Origin of the sequence: Chelatococcus reniformis, from assembly GCF_014640075.1 — a bacterium.
GTDB lineage: Bacteria > Pseudomonadota > Alphaproteobacteria > Rhizobiales > Beijerinckiaceae > Camelimonas > Camelimonas reniformis.
This window is the reverse complement of record NZ_BMGG01000008.1, coordinates 193,049-208,998: the sequence shown is the minus strand read 5'-3', so window position 1 is coordinate 208,998 and position 15,950 is coordinate 193,049. Positions and strand designations below refer to the sequence as shown.

General features: G+C 68.0%; 15 protein-coding genes. 6 read left to right on the top strand and 9 right to left on the bottom strand.

Annotated features, from left to right (window positions below):
• Positions 1-108: 108 nt before the first annotated feature.
• Together IEW34_RS21825 and IEW34_RS21820 are read right to left on the bottom strand one after the other, a co-directional pair.
• On the bottom strand, positions 109-1,395 hold the full coding sequence (locus tag IEW34_RS21825; RefSeq protein WP_244642133.1) for an adenylate/guanylate cyclase domain-containing protein: 1,287 nt from the start codon (positions 1,393-1,395) through the stop codon (positions 109-111).
• A gap of 154 nt (positions 1,396-1,549) precedes the next feature.
• Complete coding sequence (locus tag IEW34_RS21820; RefSeq protein WP_244642132.1) at positions 1,550-2,809, bottom strand: MFS transporter; 1,260 nt, start codon at positions 2,807-2,809, stop codon at positions 1,550-1,552.
• Between the two features lie 425 nt (positions 2,810-3,234).
• Between IEW34_RS21820 and IEW34_RS21815 the strand changes: the two genes are divergently transcribed.
• Positions 3,235-3,882, top strand: a complete 648-nt coding sequence (locus tag IEW34_RS21815) for a sigma-70 family RNA polymerase sigma factor (protein WP_188611517.1) — start codon at positions 3,235-3,237, stop codon at positions 3,880-3,882.
• Positions 3,879-4,535 (top strand): ChrR family anti-sigma-E factor, encoded by a 657-nt coding sequence (locus IEW34_RS21810; protein WP_188611332.1) that lies wholly within the window; start codon positions 3,879-3,881, stop codon positions 4,533-4,535. Before IEW34_RS21815 ends, IEW34_RS21810 begins: the two co-directional genes overlap by 4 nt.
• A 263-nt stretch (positions 4,536-4,798) precedes the next feature.
• Here IEW34_RS21810 and IEW34_RS21805 read toward each other — a convergent pair whose 3' ends face one another.
• On the bottom strand, positions 4,799-5,629 hold the full coding sequence (locus IEW34_RS21805; RefSeq protein ID WP_188611331.1) for a hypothetical protein: 831 nt from the start codon (positions 5,627-5,629) through the stop codon (positions 4,799-4,801).
• Positions 5,630-6,242: 613 nt separating this feature from the next.
• On the opposite strand from IEW34_RS21805, the gene IEW34_RS21795 reads away from it, so the two are divergent.
• A complete protein-coding gene (locus IEW34_RS21795) occupies positions 6,243-7,475 on the top strand; it encodes an NAD(P)/FAD-dependent oxidoreductase (RefSeq protein ID WP_188611329.1) in 1,233 nt (410 codons plus the stop codon).
• On the opposite strand, the gene IEW34_RS21790 is transcribed toward IEW34_RS21795, so the two are convergent.
• Positions 7,437-8,309 carry a helix-turn-helix domain-containing protein gene (locus IEW34_RS21790; protein WP_188611328.1) on the bottom strand — a complete coding sequence of 291 codons (873 nt, stop codon included), beginning with the start codon at positions 8,307-8,309 and terminating at the stop codon, positions 7,437-7,439. The two genes, IEW34_RS21795 and IEW34_RS21790, sit on opposite strands and share 39 nt — an antisense overlap.
• 85 nt (positions 8,310-8,394) lie before the next feature.
• Here IEW34_RS21790 and IEW34_RS21785 point away from each other — a divergent pair, with 85 nt between their 5' ends.
• Together IEW34_RS21785 and IEW34_RS21780 are read left to right on the top strand one after the other, a co-directional pair.
• Positions 8,395-8,931: a hypothetical protein gene (locus tag IEW34_RS21785; protein ID WP_244642131.1), complete on the top strand. Its 537-nt coding sequence runs from the start codon at positions 8,395-8,397 to the stop codon at positions 8,929-8,931.
• A gap of 25 nt (positions 8,932-8,956) precedes the next feature.
• Complete coding sequence (locus IEW34_RS21780) at positions 8,957-9,334, top strand: VOC family protein (RefSeq protein WP_188611327.1); 378 nt, start codon at positions 8,957-8,959, stop codon at positions 9,332-9,334.
• Between the two features lie 111 nt (positions 9,335-9,445).
• On the opposite strand, the gene IEW34_RS21775 is transcribed toward IEW34_RS21780, so the two are convergent.
• The 4 genes from IEW34_RS21775 to IEW34_RS21760 all read right to left on the bottom strand — a co-directional run bounded on the left by IEW34_RS21775 (position 9,446) and on the right by IEW34_RS21760 (position 13,834).
• A complete protein-coding gene (locus tag IEW34_RS21775; RefSeq protein WP_188611326.1) occupies positions 9,446-10,786 on the bottom strand; it encodes an LLM class flavin-dependent oxidoreductase in 1,341 nt (446 codons plus the stop codon).
• Positions 10,787-10,833: 47 nt separating this feature from the next.
• Complete coding sequence (locus IEW34_RS21770; protein WP_188611325.1) at positions 10,834-11,916, bottom strand: LLM class flavin-dependent oxidoreductase; 1,083 nt, start codon at positions 11,914-11,916, stop codon at positions 10,834-10,836.
• A 43-nt stretch (positions 11,917-11,959) separates the two neighbouring features.
• Entirely contained in the window at positions 11,960-12,271 is a 312-nt protein-coding gene (locus IEW34_RS21765; protein ID WP_188611324.1) for a hypothetical protein, read from the bottom strand.
• 78 nt (positions 12,272-12,349) lie between these two features.
• On the bottom strand, positions 12,350-13,834 hold the full coding sequence (locus tag IEW34_RS21760; protein WP_188611323.1) for a sodium:solute symporter family transporter: 1,485 nt from the start codon (positions 13,832-13,834) through the stop codon (positions 12,350-12,352).
• 538 nt (positions 13,835-14,372) lie between these two features.
• Here IEW34_RS21760 and IEW34_RS21755 point away from each other — a divergent pair.
• The gene (locus IEW34_RS21755) at positions 14,373-15,284 is read left to right on the top strand and encodes a LysR family transcriptional regulator (protein WP_188611322.1); all 912 of its coding nucleotides are present in this window, start codon (positions 14,373-14,375) and stop codon (positions 15,282-15,284) included.
• A 34-nt stretch (positions 15,285-15,318) separates the two neighbouring features.
• On the opposite strand, the gene IEW34_RS21750 is transcribed toward IEW34_RS21755, so the two are convergent.
• The gene (locus IEW34_RS21750; protein WP_188611321.1) at positions 15,319-15,900 is read right to left on the bottom strand and encodes an AAA family ATPase; all 582 of its coding nucleotides are present in this window, start codon (positions 15,898-15,900) and stop codon (positions 15,319-15,321) included.
• Positions 15,901-15,950: the final 50 nt, after the last annotated feature.

The window sequence follows — 15,950 nt, the reverse complement described above, 5'->3', positions numbered from 1 at the left end:
TCGCCCCGCCAGCAGCTCTCAGTTGAAATGTGGCGGAAATGTGTTGCGAAGGGTGCGTGGCTCGGACTTGGGCTTGAGCTTGATCCGACCCGGGGCTCCGGGAAATGCCTACGGCTTGTAGACGGCGATCTCGTCGGTGATGCCGTCGAGAGCGAAGCGGCCGAGCAGGATCGGGTCGCCCCACAGGTGGTTGGTGAAGGCCTCCGACATGATCAGCGGCTCGCTCAGCACCTTGTTCAGGCCGGCGAGGCGGCTGGTGAGATTCACGTCCCGGCCTACCACGGTGAAGTCGAGCCGGGCGCCCGAGCCGACGTTGCCGTAGGCAGCGTCGCCATGATGGAGGGCGATGCCGGCCTCGATGCGCACCGGCAGCGAGCCCCCCTGATTGAGGGCGTCGAGCAATTCCAGGGATTGCCGGGCGGCATCGAGGGCGGCGCGCGCTGCACCGCCGGTGTCGTCGCCGCGGTCCCGGAAGATGGCCAGGAGCCCGTCGCCCAGGTACTTCAGCACCTCGCCGCCCTCCTGCTCGATCGGCGGGACCAGGCAGTCGAAATAGGCGTTGAGCAGGTCGACGGTCTCCTCCGGACTGATGCCGGACGACAGGTGCGTGTAGCCGCGCATGTCGGCGAACAGGATGGCCGAACGGATCCGGCTCACCTGGCCGCGCCGCACGTCCCCGTTCAGAACCAGCTTGTGCGGCTCGTCGCCGATATAGATGCGCAGCAGCGAGTCGAGCGAAAGATAGCCGGCGACGATCTCCACCACCGCGGCGATAGCCGGCATCAGCAGCTTCAGGAAGGCGATGTGCGCTTCGGTGAAGCCGGTGTCGTCGCGCGTGGCGAACGAAATGCCGTTCTCGTCGCCGTTGGCGAAGAACATGGGAAAGCAGAGGTAGTGAACGTAGCCGCTCGCCTTGAGCGAGGGCACGATGCTGTAGAGGTCGTCCGGTATCTCGTCGAGCCGCAGCGCCAGCGGCGCACGCGTCTGGTGCACGGCGTAGAACGGGCTGCGCATGTAGTTGTCGCTGGCGTCGCGGACGTAGGCGAACTCCTCGGCCTCGACGGTCGCCTGTCCCTTGATCCACACGCGGCCGACGGCGGCGTGCTGGGCGTGCAGCGTCTCGATCACCAGCGACGCGCGGTCCACCGGAATCCCGGCGCCGTTCAGCCGTTCGCTCAGCCCTGACAGGATCAGGTTGGGATCGCGGGTCTGCCGCGCCTCCACGAGCAGCCAGTCACGGATGGCGACGCTGGATTTCACCCCGTCCTCGCCCAGGACGGGCCACAGCTCGCTGGCCAGCTGGAACGACGAACTCGTGACGGAACAGATCGCGCTGCCGTCCTCCGCTTTGCTGCCCACGCTCGGCGGTGGGCCGCTGGTGTCGGCCAGCTTCAATCGATCGTTCGCTCGCATGCGCCACATGTGGGCTTTTGCGCAGGCGTCGGCAAGGTGAGCCAGAGCGGGGCCGAGCCGCGTTGTAAGTCGGCCACGCTTTGCTCGGCCAGGTTCTGCTCGGCCGGGTTCTCTGCTGGGTGATGCCGGGCGCGCGTCAGGCGGGCGCGCCCACCAGGTGTCGGCGCTGGCCCGCCGAGCGCACCATCAGGAAGACGATGATGGCCACGTTCAGCAGGTTGAAGCCCAGGCCGTTCAGGAAGGCGGCCTGATAGGAGCCGGCCAGATCGAAGATCTTGCCGGACAGCCAGCCGCCCAGCGCCATGCCGAAGACGGTGGCGAGTACCACCAGACCGAGCCGGCCGCCGGCCTCCCGGGGCGAGAAGAAATCGCGGATGATGATGGCGTAGCTCGGCACGATCCCGCCCTGGAACAGGCCGAACAGGGCCGAGATCACGTAGAGGGACGTCAGTCCGTCGAAGAACAGATAGAGCAGCAGGGCCAGCCCCTGCAGCACCGAGCCGAGCAGCAGCGTGCGGAGCCCGCCGATGCGGTCGGCGATGAAGCCGGAGCCGATGCGGCTGATGATGCCGCAGGCCAGCATCAGCGCCAGCATCTCGGCGCCGCGCGCGACGCCGTAGCCCAGATCGCCGCAATAGGCGACGATGTGGACCTGGGGCATGGACATGGCGACGCAGCAGCCGACGCCCGCCACCACCAGCAACGCCTGCAAGGTCCCCGGCGTGATGCCGAAGGCGCGCTCGGGCGGAACGAAGCTGGCCGCGGCGGCGCCGTCCGCCGTAGTGGTCGGCAGTCGCCGGCGCAGCAGCAGCGCCAACGGCACCATGGCTACCGCGCAGAACAGGCCGACGCCCACGTGCGCCGCGCGCCAGCCGTAGGCATCGATGGCGCGCTCGACGATCGGCGGCCAGAACGTGCCGGCGAGGTAGTTGCCCGAGGCGCAGATGGCGATGGCGAGGCCGCGCCTCCTGGCGAACCAATGGGAGATGTCGGCGACCAGCGGCCCGAAGCCGGCCGAGGCGCCGAAGCCGATCAGCGCCCCGTAGATCACCGCCAGCACGGTGATGTTCGGCGCCAGCGCCGACAGCAGATAGCCGGACGCCAGCGCAGCGGTGGCGAGGAGCGAAGGAATGGTGATGCCCATGCGGTCGGCCATGCGGCCGATGGCGACGCCGCCGAGGCCGAAGCCCACCATGGTGAGCGTGAAGGGCAGGCTCGCCTCCGCCCGCGCCACACCGAATTCGGCCTGGACCGCCGGCAGGGCCACCACCACGGACCACATGCCGACGCCGCCGACCATGCTGAGCAGGACGGCGACCACGAGCCGCTTCCACGCCGGCGGTCCGTCGATGACGGTGAGCGGATGGAGGGTGGAGGGGGGCACGGACGTGTTCACGAGATGTCTCCGGCTGCGCCGTCGCCCATTTCAGGGCAACAGGCAGGCAGCGTGCCCGGACCTTAAGCAGATTTTTATACTCCAGGCGACGCCTGCAACAGCTGTTCTGTCCTCCGCGCGCTGCATGCCGCCCTTGGGCAGGGCGGCAGGGTTCCTCAATCTATGGACGCTCCGGCGATGGTGGCGGCGCGAAAAGCCCGCTTGGCGACCGCGCCGGCTCGAGGGTGCCGCCGTGACCGTCTGTCGGTCTCATGATGAGTGTCACGCAATCGCGTGGGGGGCGACGGCGGTCATTGAAGCTCCCGTGTGGTTGCTCACTTCTTTGCCATCATGCGCTAAGGTCGCGCCCGGCCGCGGCCGGCCGCGGCCGGCCGATCACTCCGATGGCGATGATCCAACCTCGCCCGCGCGCCGTAACGGGATGCATGAATGCCTCCGAGCAGCATGCCCGCGACATCGTTCGACCCCAGCGGTCGGTACGCCGGCGAGGTGCGCTGGTGACGGCGTCCCCCGCCGCGCCGCTGCCGACGCGCGAAGAACTGGACCGGTTGCTCGTGGTGGTCGCCGCGCAGCGTGACCGGCAGGCCTTCGCTTTGCTCTTCAAGCATTTTGCGCCGCGGCTGAAGACGTTCCTGCTACGGTCTGGGCTGCCGGCCGGGGTCGCCGAGGAACTGGCCCAGGAGACGATGATCTCCGTCTGGCGAAAGGCCTCCTCGTTCGATCCCACCCGCGCCGGTGCATCGACCTGGATCTTTGCCATCGCGCGCCATCTTCGCGTCGACCACCTGCGCCGCGAGCGTCTGCCCCGCGCAGGCGGGCCCGACATGCTCGAGGAGGAGGACGATGCGCCGTCGGGCGAGGCCCTGCTCCTGGCCGCCGAGCGCGAAGCGCGAGTCAAAGGCGCCTTACGGACTTTGTCCGATGAACAGGCGGCGATCGTGCGATTGTCCTTTTTCAACGACAAAGCCCACTCCGAGATCGCCCGCGAGCTGGGGCTTCCACTCGGAACCGTTAAATCGCGCGTGCGCCTTGCCCTCGGCCGGCTGCGCGCCTTGCTGGACGGCGAGACATGACGATCAGTCATCATCCCAGCGACGAGACGCTCCTGCGCTTCGCGGCCGGGCGTCTGCCGTCCGGCCCGGCGTTCGTCGTCGCCACCCACGTGAGCGGCTGCGCCGCCTGCCGCGACCGGGTCGCGGCGTTCGAGACGGTCGGGGGCGCGCTCCTCGAGGAGATGCCGCCGACGCCCCTGGCGCCCGAAGCGCTCGCCCGCGTGCTGGCGGCGATCGACGGGCCGCCGCGACCGCGGCCAGGCGAACGCAGGCGCCCTGAGCCGCCTCTGCTGCCCGATGGCCACGCGCTGCCCGCCCCCCTTCTGGTCTGCAACCTCGGGCCATGGCGATGGTTCGGGGCGGGTATCCGCGTGAGCAGGGTCACCATTCCCGGCGATCCCGCCGCCAGGCTGAACCTGCTCCGCGTCGGTGCGAACCGGAAGCTGCCCGAGCACGGGCACGCGGGCCTGGAGCTCACGCAGGTGCTCTCCGGATCATTTTCCGACCGCCTCGGCCACTATCGGCCCGGCGATCTGGCCGAAGTGGACTCGGCCGTGGACCATCAGCCCGTCGCGGACCCCGATGGCGAGTGCATTTGCCTGGCGGCGCTGGAGGGCGAGATGCGCCTGGGCGGCCTCTTGGGACGGTTGCTCCAGCCGCTCATACGCTTCTGAAGCAAGCCATTTGCCGTGGGCTGCAACGAAGCCCAGCGGTGCCGTGACGGCCGTGGCGAGGGTACGCCACGACGTCACGGCTCCCGACCTGAACACGGTCCCGAGGTTCCGAAACCCTGTCAGCGCAGCAGCGCCAGCAGAATGATGATCGGGATCGGTATACCAAGCAGCCAAAGTAAAATGCCACGTCCCATGTGCGTTCTCCTGCAACTGTAACCTGCGCCACCATGCGCGGCTCGCCGTGTTGGTGATGAGCCAGCGCCCTATTCGTCGCGCATGCGGCCGCCGGCCGCTGCGGCGAGGCTCGCCGAGAAGGCACCGACCAGCAGGGCCGCCGCGAACCAGAGCGACAGGGTGGCTGCGGTCTTGCGAGCCGCGTCCGCGGTGGCGAGCGCCTGGTTGATTGTGTCGTCGATGCGCCGCTCGGCGTCCGCCTGGCTGAGGCCGGTGCGGGCCGCGATAACCTGCGCCGCGTAGGTCTTGTCGGCCGCCGTGAGGCCGGCGCCGCCGGGGCTCAGCGCGCGGGTGACCATGCGTCCGATCTCGGCGCGCAGATCCCCGCCCGAGGCGTTGGGCGCGCCCGAGGCGGGCGGGGTGTTGGGGCCGGGCCGCAGCAGGGTGTCGACGAGGCCGTCCGAGGCGTTGGCGGCCGCCGTGCTGCCGGCGGCCGACGCCGCGCTCGACAGTGCCGAAGCCGCACCGCCTGCAAGGCTGCCCAGCGTCGAGCCCAGAATGCCGACGGTCACGATGGTCGCCAATGCCCAGGTGACCAGGCCGTGAGCGGTGTCGCGGAAATAGACCTCATCGCCCGTGGAGCTCGATCGCGGCCGCAAGCGACCGGCGAGGAAGCCGCCGATGGTCGAGGCGAGCATCGCCATCACGATGAGATAGAGGCCAGTGACGATGCCGAAGGTCTGAGCAGACATGGTCGTGCCCGGCCAGGGCGACACGGTCGAGAAGCCGACCCCCGCGGCGAGCGTCAGCAGCAGGATGGTCAAGGCCACCGAGGCTGCGGCGCCGGCGAAGATCGACCCCCAGGATGGACCCACTTGCCGCTCCGTTGCCGTCGTTTCAACGGCTATCACATCCACCATGTCGCCCTCCATGCCCACGAATGAGGCGGGGGATGAACTCTGGGCACGGGCTCATGTTCCGACTTCGCGGCCGGCTAAGCGCAGTCCGCCGCGACCGCCCATGCGTTTGCAGATCGCGGCGGCGTCGGCGCAGCGCAATTGCGGAATGCGAGCGCCCTCGCGCGCTCCGTCAGCCTCCATTGAGTTTGTTTCATCTTTTTGCTCCTTCTGGTTAGTTGGTCGACTTGCAGATGCTTGGCTACCACTGCATCAAAGACAAAGGAGCACGCCAATGATCAATCATTCTCCGCCGTCACCACGCCGACCCATCATGTGGACGGGCCTGGCCGTCGCGGCAGCCCTCGTCGAGCTGGACAACGTGCATGGCGCGACGTCCTGAGCCCCAGCGTCCGGACCACTCGGCCGTCGCCCGGGTGAAGCGGCTCCGGCGCGCTTATGACAATGGGCGCGCGCTCTTCACCCTGCTCGCAATCGTGGGAGCGGCGATCTGTATCGTCGCGTTCCTGGCCGGGTGAGCCATCGCCGCCGGGCCGAGCGACACCTTCCAGCGAAGGGCTTTCAAGCGCGGCGCGAAGCGTGCCACGCTGGCGACTTCACCGGGAGGGGCAAGGCGATGGCACAGAGGGTCGTCGTGCTGGGCGGCGGCTTTGCCGGGCTGTGGAGCGCCGCCAGCGCCGCGCGGGCGCGCCAGCTGTTCGGGGTGGCGCATGACGAACTGGACATCACCCTGGTGTCGTCAGGCCCGTATCACGTCATTCGCGTGCGTTGCTACGAAACCGATCTCGGGCCCGTTCGCGTTCCCTTGGATGACGTTCTCGCACCAATCGGCGTCGGTCGCATCGACGCGAAGGTCGTCGCGATCGATCCGCATGGCCGCAGCGTGAGCATCGAGGCGCCGGACGGCGCGGAAAGGCAGCTGCACTACGACCGCCTGGTGTTCGCTCTCGGCAGCGCGCTGCTCACGCCCGCGGTCACAGGCGCCGACGTGGCGCTCGATGTCGATACCTATGGCGGCGCCGCGCGTCTGGAACGGCATCTGGCGGCCCTGGCCGCCGCGCCTGCGCCGACGGCGGCGACGCGTATGGCGGTGGTCATCGGCGCGGGCCTGGTCGGCATCGAGCTCGCCTGCGAGTTGCCGCAGCGTCTGCGCGGCACATTGGGAGGCGCCGGGCCCGTCCGGGTCCTGCTGCTCGATCACGGCGACGTCGGCGCCGGCATGGGGGCGGCGGCTCAGCCGGTCATCGTCGAGGCCCTGCGCTCGCTCGGGGTCGAGACCCGCTCCCATGCGCGGGTCGGCGCGATCGATGCGGGCGGCGTGACGCTCGAGGGCGGCGAGCGCATCGGCGCCGCCACGGTGGTCCTCGCGACGGGGATGCGGGCGAGCCCGCTGACGCAGACGTTCGATGTGCCCTGCGATGCGCTCGGCCGCTTGCCGGTGGACGCGTTTCTCCAGGTCGAAGGGGCGAGGGGGGTCTACGCCGCGGGCGATGCTGCCGCCGCGCGCGCCGACGAGGCCGGGCACCCGACCGTGATGTCGTGCCAGCACGCACGGCCCATGGGGCGCCTCGCCGGGCACAATGCCGCGTGCGACCTGCTGGGCCGCAACGAGGACCGCGTGGCCTTCGCCGCGCCTGACTACGTCACGATCCTGGACCTCGGGCCGTGGGGAGCGCTCTACACCTCCGGGTGGAACCGGGAGACGATCGTCGCTCAGGGCGCCGACGCCAAGACCGTCAAGCGCACCATCAACGGCAGCCGCATCTATCCGCCGCGCGGCGGCGACGCGCCGGCGATCCTCGCCGCGGCATCACCGGTCATCCAGGGACGGCCAGCGGCTAGGAACTGAAGCACTTGGGGCGGCCGTGGCTGTTTGCCGATAGCCGGTGGGGCTGACGCCAAACAGCTTGCGGAAGCGGCGATTGAAGGTCGACAGGTCGCCGAAGCCCTCGTCGAAGGCGATGGCCGAGACGGACTCCTCGGTCCGGCGGATGCGCATCGCGGCGCGGTGCAGGCGGCTGCGCAGGACGTATTGGTGCGGCGTGACGCCGACGACGTGTCTGAAGGTGCGCAGGAAATGGTAGGGCGTCATGGCGACCGCGGCAGCCAGCGCGCCGACGCTCAGCGGCTCATGGCATCGCCGGGCGATCATCCGGAGCGTATCGGCGACGCGCCCCCGGTCGCGGGCGCTGGGCTCGCGGCGGGCACCGCACGCATGGGCGATGGCCACTGCCGCACCGGCCAAGCGCAGCCCGAGCTCTTCGACATCACCATCGACCGGGTTTTCGAGCGCCGAGGCGGCATGGGCGACGACGGCCGCCAACTGCGGCAGCGGCGGCAGCCGCGGCCCGGCGAAATCGAACCGTCGCGCGCCTGGCATGTCCGCCAGGACGCCTTCCCAATAGTGCGGCGTGAACTGGAACGAGACGCAGCGGTCGCCGGCGCCGTGCTCGTGCCCGCAGCGGAAGCAGGAGCCCGGGTTGCCGAGCAGCAGCGCGCCGGGCGCCAACGTCGCGGCGCCCTGGCTGCTGCCGTATCGGAAGGTGCCCTCGATCACCGCGGCAACGCAGACGCCCTCGTGGCACTCCTCGTAGGGCCGGTCGTGGGGGCCGGCGGTGCAGACGACGTCGAAGGCCCGCCACCCGGGGCCTTCGGCAAGGGCATGGGCGATGATGGATCCCATTGGACACCGATGTCAGTTTTTCCCAAGCGCCCACGGCGCCCGTGCCTCTAGCTAGGAGGCCCGAGCGCCAGCCGAAAGGGCCGCCATGCAGATGATCAAGTCCACTCCGCTCGCCGCAGCACCGGCGGCGTCCGTGCCATCCTTCGTGCAGGCACTTGCCGCCGACCGCCCCGCGGCGGACCGGGCCGACAAGCTCGCGCTCTACAGCTGGCTGGTCGGCTCATGGGTGATGGATGCCACGCTCCACCAGGACGACGGCACCGTGCACGCCGGCCGAGGCGAGATCCACGCCGGGCTGGTTCTGGCGGGACGGGCCATCCAGGATGTGTGGATCCTGCCCGGCGTCTTCTACGGCACCACCTTGCGCGTGTACGACCCCGGCATCGATGCCTGGCACATCCTGTGGTCCGACCCGCTGCGTCAGGTCTACACACGGCAGATCGGTAGGGCCGACCCGCGCGGCATCGTCCAGGTCGGCACCGCCGAGAACGGCGTCGTGCTGCGCTGGAGTTTCACCGACATCTCCGCGGCGTCCTTCCGCTGGCGCGGCGAGCGCTCGCTCGACAACGGCGTGAGCTGGATGCTGCAGCTCGACGTCCGCGCCACACGCACGGCGGCGTGACCAGAACCTTCGTCAGGAGCCATCCATGATCAACCACATCTCGATCGGCGTGCGCGACATCGCGCGCGCCAAGCGCTTCTACGACGAAGCTCTGTCGGCGCTCGGCTATCGCTGCCTGAGCGCCGACGACACCTCCCTGGGCTACGGCGATAGGGCGGTCGCCTTCTGGGTGGGCGCGACGGAGCACCCGGTGCCGGCGGACGGGCGCTCCAACCTGCATGTCTGCTTCGATGCGCCCAGCCGCCAGGCCGTCGAGGCCTTCTACGCCGCCGCGCTGGGGGCCGGCGGGCGCGACAACGGCCCTCCCGGCGTCCGGGCCGACTATGGGCCGAACTACTATGCCGCCTTCGTGGTCGATCCCGACGGCTACCGCCTGGAGGCCTATCGCGAGGGGCCCGGTTGACCTCGCCGCCGGATGGCAAGCGTGGGCGTAGTCACGGACGCGCCAGCGCCCGTGGTCCAAGCGGGCGCGCCATCGTGCGGGCCGACGGGAATCGGCCATCGTTGGTCCGCATCAGGAGGCGAGCAAATTCTCGCGTAGCGTCGTGCCTTCATAGGCCCGACGCAGGCGCCCACGGCGCTGCAGCTCGGGCACGACCAGGTCGACGAACTCCTCGAAGCATCCCGGCGTATAGGTGGCGGCCAGCATGAAGCCGTCGGCGCCGCCCTCGTCCATGTAGGTCTCCATCTGGTCGGCGATGTCCCGCGCGGTGCCGACGGCGACAGGCATGCCCATCCCCTGGGCGTAGATCAGCGCCGCCTCCTTCACCGTCACCGGCACCCTGCCGAGCGGGTCCTTGGCGTAGATGATCGACTCGAACAGCCCCTGGATACCTGGCACCTCGATGTTCTGCACGTTCTCGCTCAAGTCCATCTTGGAGAAATCGAGGCCGAAGTGGCCGGAGATCCAGGCGATGGCGCCCTCCAGGGGGATGCAAGCCTTGATGCGCTCGTATTTCTCCTGCGCCTCCGACCGGGTCTCCGCCACCACCGTCTGCAGGCCGTAGATCAGCTTGACGCTGCCGGCCGGGCGCTTGAACGTCGTCTCCAGCCGCTGGTTCAGGTCGTCGGCGTAGAGGCGCATGCGCTCCACGCCCGGGTGGACGGCGAAGATGGCCTCGGCGTGCTTGGCGGCGAAGTCGCGGCCGCGGCCCGAGGACCCGGCTTGCCAGAGCACCGGACGGCCCTGCGGCGAGGGTGCGCAGAAGTGGCGCCCTTTGCACTTGAAGTATGGCCCGTCGTGGTCGACGAGCTTGACCTTGCTCGGGTCGGCGTAGATGCCGCTCGCCTTGTCGGCGACGATGGCGCCCGGCTCCCAGGAATCCCAGAGCTGGTAGCAGACGTCCATGTACTCTTCCATCTTCTCGTAGCGCTCCGAGCGCGGCGTCATCTCGACGTGCCCGTACGCCTCCCACTCGCTCTTGGAGTAGGAGCTCACGACGTTCCAGGCGACCCGCCCGCCCGAGAGATGGTCGAGGCTCGAGAGGATGCGGCACATGGCGTAGGGGTGCGTGAACATGGTCGAGAGCGTCACGCCGACGCCAAGATGCTTCGTCGCGCCGGTGATGATCGGCACGATGGTCGACGGCTCGTGCGTCGGGCACTGCACCGCGTATTTGATAGTGGCGTCGGAGCTGTCTTGGAAGGTGGAATAGGGTGCCAGCTCGTCGGCGATGAACATGGCGTCGAAGAGGCCGCGCTCCATGGTGCGGGCCATGTGCTGCCAGTACTCCGGTCGTGCGAAGTGAAAGCCGATCTTGTCCGTCGTGTTGCGCCACATGCCTGTTGCGTGGCTGTTGACACCATGTTGGACGAAGCCGAGCAAGTGAGCCCTCTTCCTGGCGAGCGATGACATGAGGTACTCCTGATGATGGGGTGTGGCCGCAGGACGGCGTCGAATGCTCAGGCGACCGCGGCCATCGACGCCGCACCCGCAAGCGGCCGGATGACCCGCTTCATGAACGGCCCTGCATCACGCATCGGGTCGTCGAATTGACAGACGATGCGGTCGACGCCGAGTGCGGCCAACTCGGGGATGCGCGCGCGCACTTCGTCGAAGCTGCCGACAAGGCCGAGCTCGACGCCGGCATTGGAATCGACCATCTGCTCTTGATCGAGCTCGGCCCAAGCGGCGGCGCCAGAGTTGGCGATGACTGTCCGGAAGAACTCGATCGTGCTCGAGTTTCTCCGCGCCAGCACCTGCCGCCAGTGCTCCTTGGCTTGTGCCGAGCTTTCGGTCGCGATCACATAGGCGTTGGCCGCGATCGACAGCCTGCGTCCCCAACGGTTGGCTTCCTGCTGCGCCGCTTCGACGTGCCGCGCGAGCTGATCGTCAGGCATACCGTTGAGGAACAGACAATGGCCCCACTCGGCTGCCATCTGCATGGCGCGCCGGGAATGGCCGGCGATCCAGATGTCCGGCAGTGCCGCCTGGTCGAGGCCATAGCTCGGCGCTCGGGCGGTCGGATCGTCCGGGCCGCGTGGAAATACGGCCGGATCCTCGCGGTCGGCCGGCAGGGTCAAATCGAGCGGCGGCTGGAACAGGCCGTTAAGCGAGCGTAGGAAATCGGCAGCTCGGTCGTAGCGGCCGTCATGGTCGAGCCAGTCGACACCGGACAGCTCGAACTCCTCCTTCCACCAGCCGCAGACGATATTGAGGGCGAGGGGTCGATCAGCGACTTTGGTCAAGGTGTCGAGCATGCGTGCGACGAGGAACGGCGACCGGAAGCCGGGCTTTACCGCTCCGCACAGGCCCACCTTGCTCGTCGTGGCGGCAATGGCCGCAAGCAGGCTCCAGGCATCGGCAACGCTCTCCTGCGGGCCGTGGATGCAGTTGAGCAGGTTTTCGGAGGCGTAGAGGAAGTCGAAGCCCAGCGCCTCGGCCTGCTGCGCGATGGCCAGGCAGGAGGCGATGTCGGGGGTGGTCGGCTGCTCCGACGTGCGCAGCCAGCCGCCGTAGACGGGGAGCCAGATTCCGAATTGCATCGAAGTCCTTCCGTTGCGTTCAGATGACCTTGCGTGGCATCGATCACTCCGCGCCGGTTGCGTCGTCGTCGATGAAGAAAGCAAGACCGTTGCCGGCAGCCGTGATCAGGGCGAGCAGCGGGGCGACATAGATGAAGACAGGGCTCACGCCCACGAGCGCGATGATCATGGCGGCGCCGAGCACGGCTAGCGCGATGGGCCACCAGTAGGTGCTGAGGTCGCCGCTGTCGTCGACCTCGACCCGGTCGTCGGCGTAGCTGGCGAGTGCTATGCGGACGCCGCGCGCATACCCTGCAAAGAACAGTGCGGTCGTGGCCGCGGCCAATACCAGGAAGATGATAAAGAGCGTGCTCATGGAGAGATTCCGTCCAGTCGAGGAGTGATGACGGCGCCCGTTGGGACTGTCGGGGCGCGGTGTTGAGGTAACAGTGCCTCAGCCCTCCAGCCTCATGGCCTGCTTGACGCCAAGGTTGTTCATGTCGAAGCTGCGGCGAGACAGCAGGCCCGCGACGATGACCGCGCCACCGCTGATGCCGACGATCGCGAGCGTCCCGGCCAGTTCGCCGTACATGGCGCGCAGGGGCATCCCGATCAGGATCGACAGCACGATGCCGCCGACGAAGCCGACGGTGTTGGTTCGCGGCCACACGATGGCCAGGATGAGCGGCAGCAGGATGGACGTCTTGAGCGCGTAAGTCGTAAGCACCAGCGAGGTGAAGTCGGCGCCCGATAGAACGATGGCCGCCGCCACGATGCCGCCGATCAGCACCGACAGCTTGGTTATATAGAACAGCCATGTCTCGCTGGTCTTGGGCGCATAGCGTTTGATGATGTCGACGGCCACGATCGACGAGAGGGCTGAGCTCGCGCCGTCGATGGTGGAGTAGCAGGCCGCCAGGATGGCCAGGACGTAAGCGAGGATGAGGATGAGGGGCAGCCCAATGTGGGAGACGATGTAGGGGCCGACCGCCACGATGTCGCCGCCCACGTCGGCCGGTGTCAGCCCGTATGCCAGCGCGACGAGACCCAGCATGCCGAAGCAGATAGGGATCGGATAGAACAGGGCGCCCGACCACAGGAACGTGCGGGCCACCTGGTTCGGCCGGATCGCCCAGACCTTCTGCCAGAAGGTCTGGTCCGCCACGGTTGCTGCGAGCAGGCCGAATGCCAGGGTGATCCCGAAGCCCGCGGCGGCATCCGCGTTCATGATAGAGAGGTTCGAGGGCTTGCTCGCGTCGACGGTGTCGAACACCGCCGTCGCGCCGCCGTCGATCATGCCGAAGACGGCCACGATCACGATTGCAGCCGGCACCGTGATCATCCAGGTGTTGAGCGTGCCCGTCATGACGCTCGTCCACAGGCCGCCGAAATAGGAGTAGGTCAGTACGACGACGACCGTGACCATCGTTGCGAGGCGCCAATCTATGGAGAACACCGTCGACATGACGACGGCCGTTCCCTTGAGGTTAATCAAGATCTCGAGAATGATGCCGAAGATCATCGTGATCGTGACGACGCCGGACGTGACCTTGGATTGTTCGAACCGACTGAAGATGAACTGGCTGATGGTGTAGCCGGCTGGCATGCGTCGGCGAAGGATCTTAGCCAGCGGGACTACGGCCATGACGGCGAAGCCATTGGGCACGACGAACCAGAACAGTCCCGACAGGCCCCATTGGTAGGTCATCGCCGTGCTCATCATCACCGCCATGGCCCAGGTCCACACGGAGATGATCGAGCCGACGCCGAAGCCGAGGCCGATACGACGGTTCGAGATGATGAAGTCGTGTGTGTTGCGGACCAGCCTCGTCTTGATCATGTACGCCAATGCCAGACAGAGCAGGCCCGTGCCGATCATGAGGGCTAGGCCGAGCCCCTGAGACAGGCCCGGAGACAACACCAGATCCGATTTCTGCATAGCGGTCTCCTGTGCAACCACGCCGGAGCGACCAGGGCCGCCCTTTGGGGGCGCTCCGCAAACGCGATGCCAAGCGGGCTGTCTGTCACAAATGTCTAATATTTAATCAGTATTATACGTATTGACTAACGTATTTGCAGATAATTGCTTGTAAGTCGAACGGCGACGGATCGATCGATTGATGTCGTGAAGTGCGACTGATTTCTTTTTAGGGAAGCCGGAGCCTGCTCTCGCCGCCGATGGCCCTCGATCAACCGGACTTCTGCGACCGGTGACCGGTGCCTCATACGGTGTCAGCCGCGCTGCGCCTCTGCCTTGCGCGAGGCTTCCCGCCCGCGTCGCGCGGCGCCCGTGGCATGGTTCTTGATTGCGATCGCCGGCGAGTGCGCGTCAGCGCGCAGCCGTGGCCAGTCGGTTAACCTTTTGATATGACTTGGCTTTCCTCGCCGGCGACGCGATCGACGCCGGCCGATCGTGGCCGGGCCGAGCGCATGGGGCGGCGGGTCGGCATCGGTTCGATCGGAAGGGCGGGCGCAGCATGACCTTCGAGCAGATGAAGATCTTTCTTGAGGCGGCCCACTACGGCAGCTTTACGCACGCCGCCGAGAAGCTCGGCCTCACCCAGTCGGCCGTCAGCATCTCGATCAAGAAGCTCGAAGAGAAGCATGGCGTGATGCTGTTCGACCGGTCCGGCCGTCGGCTTGTGCTCACCGAGGCTGGCCAGGTCCTCTTGAGCGAGGCAGAGCGCATCCTCAGGGACGTCGAGCTTACCATCCGCCGCGTCGAGAGCCGCCGCTCGCCGGCCGATCGCTATCCCATCGTCGCCTGCACGCAGAATGCCTATGACCAGTGGATACCCGAGTTGATCGCCCGCATCGGTGGTGAGAGCGCGATGCCGAAGGTCGATCTGCTGCGCGGCAGCGCCGACGAGGTCAGCGCCTGGGTGATGCGAGGCACCGCCGATGTCGGTGTGACGGAGACGATGCCGAGCCATCCGCAGTTTCGCCACCTCGGCGTGTTCGCCGATCGGATCATCCTGTGCGCCGCGCCCGAACGTGCCAGCGGCATCTCCTCGGCGCTCTCCTGGGGGGACCTGGCGGAACACGGGCCGCTGCTGTGGGAGCAGTCCGACCTCACTCCGGTGATCCTCGCCGCCCTGGCCAGCCATCGCGTCAGTCTGCGCGGGATCGCTCATCCGCGTCTGCGGCTAACCTCGACCATGGCGGTTCTCACCGCTCTGCGCAGCGGCCGGTTCATCGGCCTGGTGCCGGAACGGGCAGCGGCCACGGCGCTGGCCTCGGCGACGCTGAGCCGGGTCGGCCGGCTGGAGGTTCCGTTGCGTTATTGGATGTTCGCCCTGCGCGAGCGGGAGATTGAGCCGTTCGCGTCGCTGGTGGCGCGGGCGGCGGGTGAAGCGACGCGGGCCGCGGCAGGCGTCGGCGCAGATTGAGCCGACGTGGCCACGCCGCTCACCCGTGGCGGCTCTATTCGGCCTCTCCCGAGCTTTGCGCATCCGTCATCCAGCCGAGTCTATCGAGCACGGACTTGGCCAGTTCCGGCGGCCTGCGGCCGTCGGTCGGCACGACGATCAGGCCGTCGGTGTCCTCGGACGCCATGCGCCGGGCCTGGCGCAGGGTGCGCTCGACCTGGTCGTCGAGGCCGGAACCGATCTCGCGCTGGTCCAGTCGCTCCAGCAGCGTCGGCTCGGACGCGCGCAGGCGGACCACGGAGATCTCGGCCTCGGGGATGGCCGCCTGGATCCAGCGCCGGTCGAAGCCGAGATGCAGCATCACCCCGGACATGATCAGGCGGCAATGGCCGAGCGCCCGGTAGGTGGACCAGAGCGCCGCCAGATTGATCTGGCTGACATCGCGGACGCCGGGGCTGATCCGATCCAGATCCTCGGCGCGCGGGCGAGGATGCACCCGGTCGAGCTCATCGGTCTCGATCGCCGCGTGAGCGATTCCGCCTGCTGCAAGCTGGGCGCCCAGTTCCCAGCACAGGGTCGATTTTCCGACGCCGGCAGGCCCGGTGATCAGCGCGATGTGAACCGCTGTCCGCTCCATTGTTACTCCGTGAGAATGTCAGCTCGACGCGGTCAACTGGCGAGGCAGCA

Bases quoted from the DNA above. Each gene is read 5' to 3' on its own strand.
- IEW34_RS21815 (WP_188611517.1), top strand. From the start codon at position 3,235: ATGAATGCCTCCGAGCAGCATGCCCGCGACATCGTTCGACCCCAGCGG.
- IEW34_RS21810 (WP_188611332.1), top strand. From the start codon at position 3,879: ATGACGATCAGTCATCATCCCAGCGACGAGACGCTCCTGCGCTTCGCG.
- IEW34_RS21805 (WP_188611331.1), bottom strand. From the start codon at position 5,629: ATGGTGGATGTGATAGCCGTTGAAACGACGGCAACGGAGCGGCAAGTG.
- IEW34_RS21795 (WP_188611329.1), top strand. From the start codon at position 6,243: ATGGCACAGAGGGTCGTCGTGCTGGGCGGCGGCTTTGCCGGGCTGTGG.
- IEW34_RS21790 (WP_188611328.1), bottom strand. From the start codon at position 8,309: ATGGGATCCATCATCGCCCATGCCCTTGCCGAAGGCCCCGGGTGGCGG.
- IEW34_RS21785 (WP_244642131.1), top strand. From the start codon at position 8,395: ATGCAGATGATCAAGTCCACTCCGCTCGCCGCAGCACCGGCGGCGTCC.
- IEW34_RS21780 (WP_188611327.1), top strand. From the start codon at position 8,957: ATGATCAACCACATCTCGATCGGCGTGCGCGACATCGCGCGCGCCAAG.
- IEW34_RS21775 (WP_188611326.1), bottom strand. From the start codon at position 10,786: ATGTCATCGCTCGCCAGGAAGAGGGCTCACTTGCTCGGCTTCGTCCAA.
- IEW34_RS21770 (WP_188611325.1), bottom strand. From the start codon at position 11,916: ATGCAATTCGGAATCTGGCTCCCCGTCTACGGCGGCTGGCTGCGCACG.
- IEW34_RS21765 (WP_188611324.1), bottom strand. From the start codon at position 12,271: ATGAGCACGCTCTTTATCATCTTCCTGGTATTGGCCGCGGCCACGACC.
- IEW34_RS21760 (WP_188611323.1), bottom strand. From the start codon at position 13,834: ATGCAGAAATCGGATCTGGTGTTGTCTCCGGGCCTGTCTCAGGGGCTC.
- IEW34_RS21755 (WP_188611322.1), top strand. From the start codon at position 14,373: ATGACCTTCGAGCAGATGAAGATCTTTCTTGAGGCGGCCCACTACGGC.
- IEW34_RS21750 (WP_188611321.1), bottom strand. From the start codon at position 15,900: ATGGAGCGGACAGCGGTTCACATCGCGCTGATCACCGGGCCTGCCGGC.